Genomic DNA, 15,650 nt, shown 5'->3' with positions numbered 1-15,650 from the left:
AGCCGTACCGCGAGCGTCGGTGATGCTTTGTTTGATCTGCGCGATGGTCGGTTGCAGCTTGTCGAGGAAGCGGTTGAACCAACTGACCAGTTCGCCCAGTTCGTCTTTCTTGCTGTAGTGCAGGCGCTGAGTCAGGTCACCGTCGCCGCTGGCAATCGCTTTGAGCATCTCGGCGACGCTGTTGATCGGCCGGGTCACGCCCGAAGCGGTGAGCCAGATCAGCAGCAAGCCGATCAGACCGGCAATGATCGCCACACCCAGCGCTTTGATCGTGCCGCTTTGCTGAGCGTCATCGAGTACCGCTTGCAGCTTCACCGAATCGGCCAGCAACACTTGTTTCGGCAGGTCGATTACCACGCCCCAGGCCTTGGCGTCGGGAATCGGGCTGACCGGGTACACCGCGCGGATCAGGTCGCCTTGTTGGAGAATTTTTGGTGCGCCATTGCCGAGCAACTGCAGGATGTCTTTGCCTTCCGAGCCAAGGGTGTCGCCGATGCTTTTGCCCACTTTGGCAGCGTCGACGCTGTAGGCAGCCATTACGCCAGTACCGGAGACGATCAACATGTGCCCGGCGCTATTGAACAGGTCACGCTGGGAGTTGACAGCCGCTGCCTGAAGGGCGTCGAGGGCGATGTCGACACCGACCACGCCGATGGACTTGCCATCCACCAGCAGCGGTACGGAAATGGTGGTCATCAACACTTCTTTGCCACCGACGGTATCGGCGTATGGGTCGAGCAGGCAGGTACGCTTGCTGTCCCGAGGGCAGGTGTACCAGACGTTGTACGGTGTGCCGCTGAGGTTCAGGGTGGTCTTGGTCATGTCCTCTTCGACCATGATGGTGTTGAGCGCCTCCCCACCGGCGCGGCTCCAGTACGTGGCAAAACGCCCGGCTTCGTTGGACTGGCGAGGCGCGTCATTGACGAATTCACTGTCCTTGCCGCCCAGGCCATTGGGTTCGAACGCCAGCCAGATCCCCAGCACTTTGCTGTTGCGCTCGAACGCGGATTTCAGGCTCTGGTTCAACTCTTCACGCAAGGCGCCGGGCTCAAGAGAGCGCTTGGCGGCCATATTGCGCATGTCCCCGATTTGATCGGCCAGCGCGGTCACCACCGTCTGGGTTTCGCCAAATGTCTTCTGCACCCGCACCGCTTGCTCGGCAGCCTTGGCCTGGAGCAGGTCCTGCACACTGTCGGTGAGCATCTTGCTGCTGGAGGCACTGACCAGATCATCATTCTGGTTGGTCTGGTAGACGTTCATGCAAACAATCAGCGCAATGACACCCAGCAAACACAGACCGGACAGCAGGACGATTTTCAGGCGGATAGACAGAGAGTCGAACATAGGGCGAACTCGCAAATGAATGAAGTGTTGGCGGTGAGTCGGGGGCGACCCATTTCGCCAAGTCCATTCAGCGCCATTCAATGCACATCGGCGTGGTCAGAGGTTGCATGAACGCGAGTCCGACGAACGGTAACAGGTGAACGTTTGCGCAGGACAATGCCCTGAAAAGGACAGGAAATTCAGGAAAATTTCGGCAACGATTCCGGTCGCGACCACATCCACAGATTGCCCAGACTCATGCCAGCCACCGCCAGATAAATCGGCCAGCCGTGATCGAACATCACCAGCATCAGGGTGGCGCACAGCAGCATGCTGACCGTGGCGCTGACTTTGGCTCGGCGGGCGATGATTTTGCCGTTGCGCCAATTGCAGAGGATCGGCCCGAACAGCCGATGGTTTTCCAGCCGGGCACTCAAGCGCGGCGAACTCTTGGTCGCGGCCCAGGCGGCCAGCAGGATGAACTCGGTGGTCGGCAGGCCCGGCACGACAATGGCGATCAGGCCAATGCCCAGGCTGACGTAGGCCAGCAGACCAAAGAGGATGCGGGTGGGTTTTGGAGGCATAGGGCTCAATCGGCAAATCCCCTTGTAGGAGCGAGCTTGCTCGCGAAGGTGTGTCAGTCGACACCAAGTTAACTGACACACCATCGCGAGCAGGCTCGCTCCCACAGGGAATTGCGTTCAGTCAGGCGAGTTCTGGAGTGGGGGCGTAAGCCTGTTCCAACAGCACAGTAAAGCGGTTGAACGCATCGATGGCGCCTTTATCCAGCTCGGCTTCTTCCGGTGCGTTTAGCACCAGCCCATCGAGAGTTCTGACGAAGCTTTTCCAGCCATCAGCGCGACCACCGGCCGGTTCGCCGAGGTGGCGGGCGCCAAAGGTTTCGCTCAAGCCCAGGCCGACGGCACGCTTGATCAAAAACGCTGCGCCAAGCTTCGAACCTTCGGAGACGAACAGCCAGCCTAGCGCCTCGGCTTGGGTCGGGTTCTTCACGGCGCCAGCCACTGGGGCCGGCACGTCGGTTTCCAGGTCGGCCAGGTCTGCCTTGGCCGCTTCAGCCCGGCAGCGAGCCGGCAGGTCCGGGACGATGGCGGTCAGTTCAGCGTCCCTACACCCCTCGAGACAGTCATGGTCAGACATGAACATTCTGCACACTTTTCAGCGAGTGCAAGGCTGGAGCTGTCAGACGTTTCAGTGACGATTGTAAGTCCGATCCGAAACGTTTTCGGGGCCTTCAGATAGCTCTGGAAGATGGTCATAGCCCTGTTAATACTTCGTTTCTCAACGGAGTTAATTGGCAGGAGCATCAGGTGATGGCACTCCATGGATGGACACCATCCGTTTTCAACAACAGCCGGTCGTTGCGTCTCATACGCCGACAACTGGCTTGCGCACTGGCAATCATTGCTCTGGCGCTTGCCGCTGGCGGTTGTGTGGTTGCGCCAGCGCAGAGCTTTACCTTGCAGACCGAAGTGCCGGCCGATTTCAGGGTCAAGGCTGATGCCTTTTATGTGCCGGCCACCGGCGAAACCTGTGTGGCGCCGCCCCGTGAAAGCGGAAAAGTGGCACCGAATCGTAAGTTCTTCACCAGTGAATATCAGAGCGTTGCGCGCACGGCGGAGTTTCAGGTGCCGCTGACCAAGCGTGCGGGTGGCTGTCCGTTGGTGTTGAGTAGTTTAAAGCTGAATCTGCGAGCGAGATGGGGGCCAGACCGCTCTGATACTGATGGCGACTTTGCCAGCCTTTCCTTTTACGACGAACTTGCAGATGACCGTCCAGGTTTTCCAGCCTCTGGCATTCAGGAGTTTCAAGGGCAATGCCAATGGTTGTTTCGCACCGCAGGCCCAGAACGGTCGATCATAAAAATCCTGCACTGCCGGGCCGTCGATGTGGACGGACAGATAGTGAAACGCATGGCGGGCGGCGTGTTGCAACTCGATCAGTTACCGGGGAGGACGGTGAGGATGGTGTTCAGGATGGCGGAGCAGGAGACGCCTTATTTCGATTTGTATTGGTTTAAAACTCCGAGTGGCTGGAAACCCTGCGGGGGCCGATGGGGACGAGATATAGAAGAACTCTGTCTGGAGCCGCCTCAATTCAAGGATTTCAGAATGCCTGACGGCAGGACTTGCACCATCTACCCCAACTGTACTGAATAAGGAGATCAGTCATGACACTTCAGGAGCGAGAAACGCCCTGTTTTAGCGGAAGAATATTGGCCTGCCCGCTACGGGGGCATTGGACGAGTTTTCGATTAGTTGATGAGCAGGGTGATGGGAAACCCTACGGCGGCTTGCCTTACACCGTTGTGGACAGTGTCGGCCAGGAATATACCGGACGGTTGAATGGTGAGGGGGTTGCCAAAGTAGAGAACCATTACCGTGGGCCTGTCGTACTCAAGTTGGACGCTCCGTATCAAGGCGTGGAGGCAACTTACCGTGACTTGATGATACGGAAGTCTTACCCCCTTCCCATCACCCAACTCCAGTTCCGCGCCGAACAAACCCGCTTCTTCCACGACAACGGATTTCGTCGCGAACACAACCCGGCCATCAAGGAGGCTGACATCTTCGTCCAGGTCGAAGTGCGGGACCTGGTCCGTGAAGGCGCGCATTTGCCACCGGTGGTCAAACGCTTCTACGAACCACAAAGCGCACTGCTTCGGGGCATGAGCGAACTGGGCTTCGGCCCCGAGCATTCATTTGGCATTGCGCTGAGCCCCAACAAACACAATGTGCTGGAAGTGCGGCCGATGCGCGCCTTGCGGCCCATGCTGTCCACCGATGACCAGTTCTGTGCCCTGAACCTTTATCAGCTAGCGTTGATGGCGACCTTGAGTTACACCGATTTCGCCCAAGACCCGCGCGAAAACCCGCTGGATAAAGTGCGCTTTCCGGAGGAACCGAGCATTGGCAATCTATTCGGCGAAGCATTGGCCAGTTACCGGGAAAACTGGCAAGTCGATAGCAAGCAACCCCATCGGTTCTTCCCGTTGTACGAAGACGTGCCCTATTCAAAACGGCTGGAGATCCTGCCGTTCGACCCGACGCTGTATGAGCAGAACCACCCGGACAAAGGCCAGGACCAGGAACACCCGGCCAACCAGCATTTTTTCGATGATCAGGAAGATGGCGGCGATACCCAGGCGTTTATCTGTCATCACGACGAAGTCATTCTGATTGCGGTGCGGGGCACGGCGAGCCTGAAGGATGCGTTACGGGATGTGGATGCGCTGCAGGTTCCGTTCGAGGAAGGCGTGGGGCAGGTTCATAAGGGTTTTTACACCGCGTTTCAGGCGATCAATGAGTTTGTGGAAAGCTATATGAGTCGATTCTGTTCAAACCAAAAGGTAATTATTTGCGGGCATAGCCTGGGGGAGCCATCGCATTACTGCTGGCCGAAGCGCTGCGTCGTAACAAGAAGCAAAAATACAACATCCTCCTCTACACCTACGGCGCCCCACGCGCTGGAGACTCGACTTTCGTTGAAGGTGCCACCGGCCTCGTTCATCACCGCATGGTCAACAACAACGACCCGGTGCCCGGCGTGCCGGCCCCCTGGATGAACGCGAACTGGAAAGTCTGGGTACCGGGCCTGGCGATGACGGCCGCCAGCGGGTACGGCTTGTTGGTGTTCGGCGCGGGTCTGGTGCGCCTCGGCGGTGATCCCTATCAGCATCACGGGCAACAACAGCACTTCATGCCCGTGCATTTCGATGCGAAGGAGTGGTCTGCAGTGTTGTGGGATCCAGCCTGCGAATCCATCGAAGATGCCGCGTGTACCGCGATGCTGGAGAAGACCCGGCGTAACGATATGCCGATGCGCGACGGCCTGCTCGCCCAACTGATCAACTACAAAGACCACATGATGGTGGCCAGTTACATTCCTTTCGCCTGGGCGACCTTGCGCCGCTGGCAGCAAACCCAGGAAACCGGTGCAACGGTGGTCACCGAACGTGAGTACATGATGATCGACAATGCCCTGGCTGTGCTCAAGGAAAAACTTTACGAGCATGCCCGCCAGATGCGTCAAAACGAGGGCCCGCGTGGCGCGACGGCAGATGAAAACGCCGCTGTAACTGCCTTGTTCAGAGAACAGGATCGGCTGACGACAACCCGCCAGCGCTTGAAAGCCTTGCGCACTCGCCGATTAACGCTGGCGGATGTCTACGGCAGCGCGGCGCAGTCGCCGGAGTTCACCGGTAGCGTGGAGCGTTGGGCAAAACACAGTGAAAATCAGCATTCAGTGCAGTACGCGAAGATTCCAAGGCAGTTGGATGATGGATTTCGGCTGGCCCACAAGCCGTTCGATATTAATTCGCTTATCTGAGTACCCCGACCAGGTTATTAAAGGACTAAACAATGCTTGATCCACACTCTCGGCCTCACTTCTATCTCGACATCACCGGGCAGCAATACGACTTTCAAGTGCTGGCCTTCAAGGCTAGCGAGTCGATCAGCGAACCTTATGAAGTCACTCTGCACCTGGTCAGCGAGCGCTCTGATCTCGACCTCGAGTCGTTGCTGCACAAACCGGCATTTCTTGGCTTCGGGCCGCCCGGCGAGGGCATGCATGGGCTGATTTATAACTTTGCGCAACGTGAATCGGGTGAGCGTCTGACGCGCTATGAGCTGACCCTGGTCCCTCGGTTGGCCTATCTGGCGCTGAGTCGCGACCAGCGAATTTTCCAGCAGTGCAGTGTCCAGCAGATCATCACGCAGGTGTTGAAAAAGCACGGCATCCTTGGCGATGCGTTTGCTTTTCAATTGGGCCCAAGCGTTTATTTACCGCGCGAATACTGTGTGCAGTTCAAGGAATCCGATCTTGAATTTATTCAGCGGCTCTGTGAAGAGTCGGGCATTCACTACCATTTTCAGCACAGCCCACACGGGCATTTATTGGTGTTTGGCGATGATCAGACGTGTTTCCGCCGGTTAGCGCCATCAACCTTTCGCCAAGATAATGGTCTGGTTGCTGATCACCCGGTCGTTAACCGCTTCGGCGTGGATGTGGCCACTCGCCCCAGTCAAGTAGCGCTGCGCGACTATGATTTCGAAAAGCCGAACCTGTGCCTTGAAGTAAAGACCAGAAGCCCGGTCGCTCCTGCGCTAGAGGATTATCAGGCGCCGGGGCGTTTCAAATACGGTGACGAGGGCAAGCGTCTGGCTGCCCGCCAGTTGGAGCGGCATCGCAGCGATTACCGGTTGGCCGAAGGCGCCAGCGACCTCGGTAACCTGCACAGCGGACATTTTCTCGAATTGCAGGGGCATCACAGAACCGAATGGAATGACCTTTGGCTACTGACTGGCATGGTGCATGAAGGACAGCAATCCCAAGTGCTGGAAGAGACAATGGCCTGTGAGCTGCATGCCGCGGATTTTCAAGGCTATCGCAATACCTTCACCGCAACGCCATGGGATGCCGTGTATCGACCGCCGATTAAACACATCAAACCCACCATATCCGGCAGTCAGAACGCCAAAGTCACCGGGCCTGCGGGAGAGGAGATCCACTGTGATGAATACGGCCGGGTCAAAGTCAGTTTTTACTGGGACCGTACCGACCCGCAAACCGATAACAGCAGTTGCTGGTTGAGAGTCTTGACCCATTGGGCTGGCGATGGCTACGGCGCGGTCAACATTCCCCGTGTCGGCATGGAAGTCAGTGTCACCTTTATCGATGGCGACCCTGATCACCCTGTGATTTCCGGTTGTTTGCATCACCTGACCAACCCGGTGCCCTATGAGTTGCCGGCGAACAAAACCCGAAGCGTCTTTCGAAGTCGCAGTTCACCCAAGAGCGGAGGGTTCAATGAGTTGCACATCGAAGACCGCGCCGGGCAAGAGCTGATCTACCTTCGAGCGCAGCGGGACCTTGAGCAAAAAATTGAAAACGACAGTCGGCTGGAAATCGGCCGCGAGCGTCGGGAAACCATCAAGGGCACTAGCACCAGTGTGTTCGAGACCGAAGAACATCGCACGACCACAGGCGACCGCAAAACCCACCTGATGGCCAATGATCATCTGCACGTCGCGCAAAACAGCCATACCTATGTGGGTGAGGTGCTGGTCGCAGAGGCGGGTCAGGAAATTCATTTCAAGGGGGGTGTGAAACTGGTGCTCGACGCCGGCGATAACATGACCTTGTGTGCTGGCGATCAGCATTTTGTGATCAGTTCGAGTGGCATTTACAGCAGTTGTGCAATTGAGGTGGGGGGCAAGCCTGCGCAGGGTACGCTGGCTGCGCCGCTGATACCGGGTGCAACACAGGCATTGACGACCCCCATCGAACGAGCGCCGGTCATCGCCCTTGTGCAACGGGCGCTGATGACTCTGGCTGACGAGCAATCCGCAGACTTCTGCCCGATCTGCGAGGCTTGTCGAGAGGGTGTTTGTTCTATCGAAGGAGTTTGCGCATGAGTAACCTGCCTGTTCAGTGGATGGTGCAGCAATCACAACTTGGCCGTAGTCTGTGTTTGATTCTTGACTCGAAGGCGGCGCCCCGGATTCATCAGTCCTTGTTGCACCAGCTGACACCTGAACACTACCGCAGCGTCTACAGGGAGACCGCCGTCGCCGCGCTGGCCGTGGGCGGCCCGTTTATTTTTTTAATCGACAGTCTGAACCCGTCATCGCTCAATGAGTTGTTCGAAGGGCAGCCTCAGGATTGGGGGTGGCTGGCGAGCATCGAAAATCACTCAATCGGAATACTGGTGAAACATTGGCGCGAACGCCTGTTTATCGGGAAACGGCCGCAACAGGCGCTCTACCGTTTCCACGACAATCGGGTGTTGGCGCGGGCTCTGGCTCATCTTCCCGAGTCGGAATATCCCCACTACCTCGGCCCGGTCGTCAGTGTCTGCTACTGGCAGGGCGAGCACTGGACGACAGCCGAGAATTCGGCACCTGGCGAATACCCGGTTCCCGACAATCCGCTATGGCTGGATATCCCGGCGCCGGTCAGCCAGGAACGGGCGATCCTGTTGGCTAATGTTGGTCAGTACCTGTTGGCCGAGCACAGTGAGGACCTTGCCCGATTGCCGGAAGACCTGTCGCCGAGAGCCTGGCTGATAGAACAACTCGACCTGGCACAGCGGTGGGGATGGCAGACGCCGGAGCAGCTGCATTTTTTGGTTGTCGAGCGCCTGCGGGAGATGCACACGCCCGGTATCAAAAACTGGAGTCCGCAACCTGAAGAGCAGGCGCAGGCTCATTTTGAGCGCTTGCGCGGCGAGTTGCTCCCCGAGATAAAAAACTGGCCGTAGATCGCAGGCTTGTACTAACCCCGTCCCGACAAATACGTCGCGTAATCCGGGATGCGGTGTTGGTGAGCCTGATCCATCAACGGACTGCTGAGCAGGTAGTCGGCGCTGCATTCGTTGCACGCCACGGGAATGTTCCACACTGCTGCGACTCTCAGTAACGCCTTGATGTCCGGGTCGTGCGGCTGCGGTTCGAACGGGTCCCAGAAGAACACCAGCATGTCGACCCGTTGCTCGGCGATTCGCGCGCCGAGCTGTTGGTCGCCGCCCAAGGGGCCACTGATCATGCTCTCCACAGGCAGGTCGAGGCGTTGTTGCAACAACAGCCCTGTGGTGCCGGTGGCGACCAGTTCATGTTGCGCGAGCTTGTCTTTCTGCCGCTCGGCCCAGTCCAGCAAAAACACCTTGCAGTGGTCATGGGCGACCAGGGCGATACGCTTGCGCGCTGCCAGGGTCTTTTGCGTAAAGCTGATACCGATCATCGAATGATGCTCCAGACGTGCATGTGCCAGCGACACATCATTTGGCGTTGCAAATACCTGTAGGAGCTGCCGAAGGCTGCGATCTTTTGATCTTGATTTTCAGCGATCCGGAGAAGATCAAGATCAAAAGATCGCAGCCTTCGGCAGCTCCTACAGGTCTGTGAGGCGTTGCTTATTCCGCGTTGCACAGCGCCAGGCAGTTATCGAGCATGCGGTTGGAGAAGCCCCATTCGTTGTCGTACCAGGCCAATACCTTGAGCAGCTTGCCGCTGGATTTGGTGTGGTTGGCGTCGAAGATCGACGACAGCGGGTTATGGTTGAAGTCGCTGGAAACCAGCGGCAGGGTGTTGTAGCCAAGAATTTTCGAGTGCTGGCTGGCTTCTTTTAGCAGCGCGTTCACTTCATCGGCCGATGCTTCGCGCTTGAGTTGCACGGTCAGGTCCACCAGCGACACATTGATCACCGGGACACGCACCGACATACCAGTCAGTTTGCCCGCCAGTTCCGGCAGCACCAGGCCGACCGCTTCAGCGGCGCCGGTCTTGCTCGGGATCATGTTCTGGGTGGCCGAACGTGCACGATACGGGTCGACATGATAGACATCGGTCAGGTGCTGATCGTTGGTGTAGGCGTGAATGGTGGTCATCAGACCGTTTTCGATTCCCAGCTCACGGTGCAGCACTTGGGCGACCGGGGCCAGGCAGTTGGTGGTGCACGACGCGTTGGAAATAATCTGGTGCGACTGGCGCAGAATGTCGTGGTTAACCCCATAAACCACGGTGGCATCGGCGCCTTTCGCCGGAGCCGAGATGATCACTTTGCGTGCGCCGGCCGTAATATGCGCGGCGGCTTTGGCCCGGTCGGTGAATAGGCCGGTGCATTCGAATACCACGTCGATTTGCTCCGCCGCCCAAGGCAAGTCGGCCGGATTGCGGATGGCGCTGACGGCAATGCGATCACCGTTGACGGTCAGGCTTTCCAGATCGTGCTGGACATCGGCATCGAACGTGCCGTGAACGGTGTCGTACTTGAGCAGATGAGCGTTGATCGCGCTGTCGCCCAGATCGTTAATGGCTACGATCTGCAGGTCCTGACGATAGCCTTGGGTATACAGTGCACGAAGGACGTTGCGGCCAATACGGCCAAAACCATTGATTGCGATTCGAAGAGTCATTTAACAGGGCCGCCGTCGTTTTGTTGTTGGAATTACAAGATTATTCGCATAAAAATAGAAAACAAGCCTTTTTAATGGCAATATTTTGTTCAATCTACAACGAGTGACCTGAATCAACTGGTCCGACCGAACAAGAAAACCGTCTGTCATCCCATCGACAACGGCTTTTGTTCAGCATAGACAATCAGGTCGCAATATCCGTTAGCCTGGAGTTCTACACATGCATCCCCGCGTCCTTGAGGTCACCGAACGGCTTATCGCCCGCAGCCGCGCCACGCGTGAGGCTTACCTTGCACTGATTCGCGGAGCAGCCAGCGACGGTCCGATGCGTGGCCAGCTGCAATGCGCCAACTTCGCCCACGGTGTGGCCGGTTGCGGCACCGACGACAAGAACAGCTTGCGGATGATGAACTCCGCGAACATTGCGATTGTGTCGTCCTATAACGACATGCTCTCCGCGCATCAGCCCTACGAAGTCTTTCCTGAACAGATCAAAAAAGCCCTGCGTGAAATAGGCTCCGTCGGTCAGTTCGCGGGCGGTACCCCGGCCATGTGCGACGGCGTGACCCAAGGCGAACCGGGCATGGAATTAAGCCTGCCGAGCCGCGAAGTGATTGCGTTGTCCACCGCTGTGGCGCTGTCCCACAACATGTTCGATGGCGCGCTGATGCTTGGCATCTGCGACAAGATCGTGCCGGGCCTGATGATGGGTGCGTTGCGTTTCGGTCATTTGCCGACGATCTTCGTGCCGGGTGGGCCGATGGTGTCGGGCATTTCCAACAAGCAGAAAGCCGACGTCCGTCAGCGCTACGCCGAAGGCAAAGCCAGCCGCGAAGAGTTGCTGGAATCGGAAATGAACTCCTACCACAGCCCTGGCACGTGCACCTTTTATGGCACCGCCAACACCAACCAGTTGCTGATGGAAGTCATGGGCTTGCACTTGCCGGGCGCCTCTTTCGTCAACCCGAACACGCCGTTGCGCGATGCGCTGACCCGCGAAGCGGCGCATCAAGTTACGCGCCTGACCAAGCAGAGCGGCGATTTCATGCCGATCGGCGAAATCGTCGACGAGCGTTCGCTGGTCAACTCCATCGTGGCGCTGCATGCCACCGGCGGCTCGACCAACCACACCCTGCACATGCCGGCCATCGCCATGGCCGCGGGCATACAACTGACCTGGCAGGACATGGCCGACCTCTCCGAGGTGGTGCCGACCCTGAGCCACGTCTACCCGAACGGCAAAGCCGACATCAACCACTTCCAGGCCGCGGGCGGCATGTCGTTCCTGATCCGCGAACTGCTGGAAGCCGGTCTGCTGCATGAAAACGTCAACACGGTTCTGGGCCATGGCCTGAGCCGCTACACCATGGAGCCGTTCCTCGATAACGGTGAACTGGTCTGGCGCGAAGGCCCGACGGAAAGCCTCGACGAAACCATTCTGCGTCCGGTCGCTCGCGCGTTCTCGCCAGAGGGCGGCTTGCGAGTGATGGAAGGCAACCTCGGTCGTGGTGTGATGAAAGTGTCGGCCGTCGCGTTGGAAAACCAGATCGTCGAAGCGCCGGCCATGGTGTTCCAGGATCAGCAGGACCTGGCCGATGCGTTCAAGGCCGGTTTGCTGGAGAAAGATTTTGTCGCGGTCATGCGCTTCCAGGGCCCGCGCTCCAATGGCATGCCGGAACTGCACAAAATGACGCCGTTCCTCGGCGTGCTGCAGGATCGCGGCTTCAAAGTCGCGCTGGTGACGGACGGCCGCATGTCCGGTGCGTCGGGGAAAATTCCGGCGGCGATTCACGTCAGTCCCGAAGCGTATGTAGGCGGCGCTTTGGCACGGGTGCAAGAGGGCGATATCATCCGCGTCGATGGCGTCAAAGGCACCCTGGAACTTAAGGTGGACGCCGAAGAATTCGCCGCGCGCACGCCGGCCAAGGGCCTGTTGGGCAATAACATTGGCAGCGGTCGCGAACTGTTTGGTTTCATGCGCATGGCCTTCAGCTCCGCAGAGCAAGGCGCCAGCGCCTTTACTTCTGCCCTGGAGACGCTTAATTGAAACTGGCTTTGGTCGGTGACATCGGTGGGACCAACGCACGTTTCGCGTTGTGGAAAAACCATCAGCTGGAATCAGTCCAGGTGCTGGCGACGGCCGACCACGCCAGCCCCGAGGAGGCCATTGCGCTCTACCTGAGCGGGCTCGGTCTGGCGCCGGGTTCTATCGGCTCGGTGTGCCTGTCGGTGGCCGGCCCGGTGAGTGGTGATGAATTCAAGTTCACCAACAATCACTGGCGGCTGAGTCGCAAGGCGTTCTGCCAGACCCTGCAGGTGGATCAACTGCTGCTGGTTAACGACTTCTCGGCGATGGCGTTGGGCATGACCCGTTTGCAGCCGGGCGAGTTTCGGGTGGTCTGCGAAGGCACGCCGGAATCGTTGCGGCCTGCGGTGGTGATCGGTCCGGGCACGGGCTTGGGCGTTGGCACGTTGCTCGACTTGGGCGAAGGCCGTTTCGCCGCAATGCCGGGCGAGGGCGGTCACGTCGATTTACCGCTGAGCAGTCTGAGGGAAACTCAACTGTGGCAACACATCTTCAACGAGATCGGCCATGTCAGTGCTGAAACAGCATTGAGCGGTAGCGGCTTGCCGCGGGTCTATCGGGCGATTTGTGCGGTGGATGGGCATGAGCCGGTTCTCGATACTCCGGAATCGATCACCGCGGCGGGGTTGGCAGGCGATCCGATTGCCCTGGAAGTGCTGGAGCAATTCTGCTGCTGGCTCGGTCGCGTGGCCGGCAATAACGTGCTGACCACCGGCGGGCGCGGTGGCGTGTACATCGTCGGCGGGGTGATTCCGCGGTTTGCCGATTTCTTTATCGAAAGCGGTTTTGCCCGGTGTTTTGCCGACAAGGGCTGCATGAGCGATTACTTCAAAGGCATCCCGGTGTGGCTGGTGACGGCGCCGTATTCCGGCCTGGTGGGGGCGGGTGTGGCACTGGATCAGGCTTGAGACCGAGTCGACTTCATCGCGGGCAAGCCACGCTCCCACAGGATTACCTGCATTTTGAAAATGTGCGCATAACCTTGTGGGAGCGGGCTTGCCCGCGATGAGGCCAGAACAGACAACAAATATCCAACGTCCATCAGGCATAATCCGACCCATTCAAACAACAAGGACGCCGCCCCGTGAGCTCAGTCAACAAGTCGATTTTGTTGGTCGATGACGATCAAGAGATACGCGAGTTGCTGGACACCTACCTGACTCGCGCCGGTTTCCAGGTCCGTACCACGCCCGACGGTGCGGGCTTTCGCCAGGCGATGAACGACGCGCCGAGCGATCTGGTGATCCTCGACGTGATGCTGCCGGACGAAGACGGTTTCAGCCTGTGTCGCTGGATCCGCCAGCACCCGCGTCAGGCTCAGGTGCCGATCATCATGCTCACCGCCAGCTCCGACGAGGCCGACCGCGTTATCGGCCTCGAACTGGGCGCCGACGACTACCTCGGCAAACCCTTCAGCCCACGTGAATTGCAGGCGCGCATCAAAGCCTTGTTGCGCCGCGCGCAGTTCGGTCAGGAACGCTCCGGCAGTGAAGTGCTGGCCTTCGATGACTGGCGGCTGGACATGGTCAGCCATCGGCTGTTCCACCTCGACGGCGAAGAAGTGATTCTCTCGGGCGCCGATTTCGCATTACTCAAACTGTTCCTCGACCACCCCCAGCAAATCCTCGACCGTGACACCATCGGCAATGCCACCCGAGGTCGCGACTTGATGCCGCTGGATCGCATCGTCGACATGGCGGTCAGCCGTTTGCGTCAGCGTTTGCGCGACACTGAAAAGCCGCCACGGCTGATCCGTACCGTGCGTGGCAGCGGCTACCAACTGGCCGCCAATGTGGTTGCCAGCAATGGACACTGAGTTTCTGCGCAAACTCGCCGCACGGGTGCCGGTGCCGCGTTCGCTGCTTGGGCGGATGCTGTTGCTGACGCTGCTGGCGGTGCTGTTCGCCCAGACGTTATCAAGCGTGATCTGGGTGTCGCAACTGCGCGCCACGCAACTTGAAGGCCTGGTCACCAGCGCCCGCAGCCTCGCTCATTCGATGACGGCCAGCGTCAGTTATTTTCGCTCGCTGCCGGTGGCGTTCCGGCCGCTGGTGCTCGACCAATTGCGCAGCATGGGCGGCACCCGTTTCGTGGTGACCCTCAACGACAAACCCTTGGGCATGGAAGTACTGCCAATCACCCCGCGCAAGGAAGCGGTGCTTAAAGCGGTGGACGAAGTGCTGCGCCAGTCGCTGGGGCAGGACACGGATATTTCGGTGACCTTCGTCAGCCCCGGGGACCTGCGGATCTTCAACGGCGGCCTGAAGCTCGACGAGTTACCTCGCTCCTGGGCGCACTACGCATTGACCCTGGAGCCAGTGAATCCGCCGGTGCTGGTCACGCAAATCCAGATGGCACCGGGCGAGTGGCTGTACATCGCCTCGCTGTTGCCCGAGCCCTACACCAGTCTTGAAGAGCAGGGTTTGCCGGCGCAACAAGTCTGGTTCATCGTGCTCACCAGCGGCTTTTTGCTGCTGTTCATCGGCCTGCTGGTGCACTGGCAGAGCCGGCCGCTCAAGCGCTTGGCGCGGGCGGCGCGAGACATGTCCCTTGGTGCGGAAGTCGAGCCCGTGGCGGAGGGCGGTGGCAGTGAAGTGGTCGAAGTGGGGCGCGCCTTCAATGCAATGCGCGAACGCATCAGCCGCTACCTCACTGAACGCAGCCAGTTGTTCAGCGCGATTTCCCATGACCTGCGCACACCGATTACCCGGTTACGGCTGCGGGTCGAACTGCTCGAAGACGAAAAGCTTCAAGCCAAATTCGGTCGCGATCTGGATGAGCTGGAGCTGCTGGTCAAAGGCGCGCTGCAATGCGTGAAGGACACCGACATCCACGAAAATATCGAACCGGTGGACCTCAACCATGTGCTCGATTGTCTGGTGGAACCGTACCTGGCGCCCAACGGCAATGGTCGCGTGACCCAGCAAGGGCGGGCGGTGGCGGCGTATCCGGGCAAGCCGCTGGCGCTCAAGCGCTGCATCGGCAACCTGATCGACAACGCCTTGAAATATGGGCAGAACGCGCACCTGCACATTGATGACGATGACAGCGCGTTCATCCTGCATGTCGACGATGAAGGGCCGGGGGTTCCGGAGCAGCGGCTGGAGCAGGTGTTCGAGCCGCATTTCAGGTTGGCCGGGCAGCAGCAGGGGTATGGATTGGGGTTGGGGATCGCGCGCAATATCGCGCATAGCCATGGCGGGGAAGTCAGCCTGCAAAACCTGCGTGAAGGCGGGTTGCGGGTGACGCTTCAATTGCCTCGGTCTGTCGATTGAGAAGATCAAAAGATCGCAGCCTTCGGCAGCT

General features: G+C 58.8%; 11 protein-coding genes and 3 pseudogenes. 9 read left to right on the top strand and 5 right to left on the bottom strand.

Going from position 1 to position 15,650, the window contains the following annotated elements; all coding sequences use genetic code 11:
* Window positions 1–63: 63 nt before the first annotated feature.
* From JFU37_RS31405 to JFU37_RS27595, 3 genes and pseudogenes are all read right to left on the bottom strand, one after another.
* A pseudogene (locus tag JFU37_RS31405) lies at window positions 64–1,071 on the bottom strand (PDC sensor domain-containing protein); the annotation flags it as partial.
* Between the two features lie 452 nt (window positions 1,072–1,523).
* Window positions 1,524–1,907 (bottom strand): YbaN family protein, encoded by a 384-nt coding sequence (locus tag JFU37_RS27600; protein WP_201120197.1) that lies wholly within the window; start codon window positions 1,905–1,907, stop codon window positions 1,524–1,526.
* 121 nt (window positions 1,908–2,028) lie between these two features.
* Window positions 2,029–2,448 (bottom strand): annotated as a pseudogene (locus JFU37_RS27595) (biliverdin-producing heme oxygenase); the annotation flags it as partial.
* Window positions 2,449–2,654: 206 nt separating this feature from the next.
* Between JFU37_RS27595 and JFU37_RS27590 the strand changes: the two are divergent.
* From JFU37_RS27590 to JFU37_RS27575, 5 genes and pseudogenes are all read left to right on the top strand, one after another.
* Window positions 2,655–3,500 (top strand): hypothetical protein, encoded by an 846-nt coding sequence (locus tag JFU37_RS27590; protein ID WP_201120195.1) that lies wholly within the window; start codon window positions 2,655–2,657, stop codon window positions 3,498–3,500.
* A gap of 11 nt (window positions 3,501–3,511) precedes the next feature.
* Window positions 3,512–4,836, top strand: a pseudogene (locus tag JFU37_RS31185) (lipase family protein); the annotation flags it as partial.
* Window positions 4,837–4,857: 21 nt separating this feature from the next.
* Window positions 4,858–5,670, top strand: a complete 813-nt coding sequence (locus tag JFU37_RS31175) for a lipase family protein (RefSeq protein WP_342214996.1) — start codon at window positions 4,858–4,860, stop codon at window positions 5,668–5,670.
* Between the two features lie 32 nt (window positions 5,671–5,702).
* Window positions 5,703–7,760: a type VI secretion system Vgr family protein gene (locus JFU37_RS27580; protein ID WP_201120193.1), complete on the top strand. Its 2,058-nt coding sequence runs from the start codon at window positions 5,703–5,705 to the stop codon at window positions 7,758–7,760.
* Entirely contained in the window at window positions 7,757–8,605 is an 849-nt protein-coding gene (locus tag JFU37_RS27575) for a DUF4123 domain-containing protein (RefSeq protein ID WP_201120191.1), read from the top strand. Before JFU37_RS27580 ends, JFU37_RS27575 begins: the two co-directional genes overlap by 4 nt.
* A gap of 14 nt (window positions 8,606–8,619) precedes the next feature.
* Here the strand turns inward: JFU37_RS27575 and JFU37_RS27570 are convergent, their stop codons facing one another.
* Together JFU37_RS27570 and gap are read right to left on the bottom strand one after the other, a co-directional pair.
* Window positions 8,620–9,084 carry a methylglyoxal synthase gene (locus JFU37_RS27570; RefSeq protein WP_201120189.1) on the bottom strand — a complete coding sequence of 155 codons (465 nt, stop codon included), beginning with the start codon at window positions 9,082–9,084 and terminating at the stop codon, window positions 8,620–8,622.
* A 172-nt stretch (window positions 9,085–9,256) separates the two neighbouring features.
* Window positions 9,257–10,258: a type I glyceraldehyde-3-phosphate dehydrogenase gene (gap, locus tag JFU37_RS27565; protein ID WP_201120187.1), complete on the bottom strand. Its 1,002-nt coding sequence runs from the start codon at window positions 10,256–10,258 to the stop codon at window positions 9,257–9,259.
* Window positions 10,259–10,478: 220 nt separating this feature from the next.
* Here gap and edd point away from each other — a divergent pair, with 220 nt between their 5' ends.
* The 4 genes from edd (at window position 10,479) to JFU37_RS27545 (ending at window position 15,619) form a co-directional block, all read left to right on the top strand.
* The gene (gene edd / locus JFU37_RS27560) at window positions 10,479–12,305 is read left to right on the top strand and encodes a phosphogluconate dehydratase (RefSeq protein WP_201120182.1); all 1,827 of its coding nucleotides are present in this window, start codon (window positions 10,479–10,481) and stop codon (window positions 12,303–12,305) included.
* Window positions 12,302–13,252, top strand: a complete 951-nt coding sequence (locus JFU37_RS27555; RefSeq protein WP_201120181.1) for a glucokinase — start codon at window positions 12,302–12,304, stop codon at window positions 13,250–13,252. Before edd ends, JFU37_RS27555 begins: the two co-directional genes overlap by 4 nt.
* 176 nt (window positions 13,253–13,428) lie before the next feature.
* Window positions 13,429–14,160 carry a response regulator gene (locus tag JFU37_RS27550; RefSeq protein ID WP_201120180.1) on the top strand — a complete coding sequence of 244 codons (732 nt, stop codon included), beginning with the start codon at window positions 13,429–13,431 and terminating at the stop codon, window positions 14,158–14,160.
* On the top strand, window positions 14,150–15,619 hold the full coding sequence (locus tag JFU37_RS27545) for an ATP-binding protein (RefSeq protein WP_201120179.1): 1,470 nt from the start codon (window positions 14,150–14,152) through the stop codon (window positions 15,617–15,619). Before JFU37_RS27550 ends, JFU37_RS27545 begins: the two co-directional genes overlap by 11 nt.
* Window positions 15,620–15,650: the final 31 nt, after the last annotated feature.

The organism is Pseudomonas sp. TH41 (assembly GCF_016650695.1).
In the GTDB taxonomy this organism is placed as follows: domain Bacteria; phylum Pseudomonadota; class Gammaproteobacteria; order Pseudomonadales; family Pseudomonadaceae; genus Aquipseudomonas.
The sequence above is the reverse complement of the archived record's forward strand: the minus strand, read 5'-3'. Positions and strand labels throughout refer to the sequence as shown.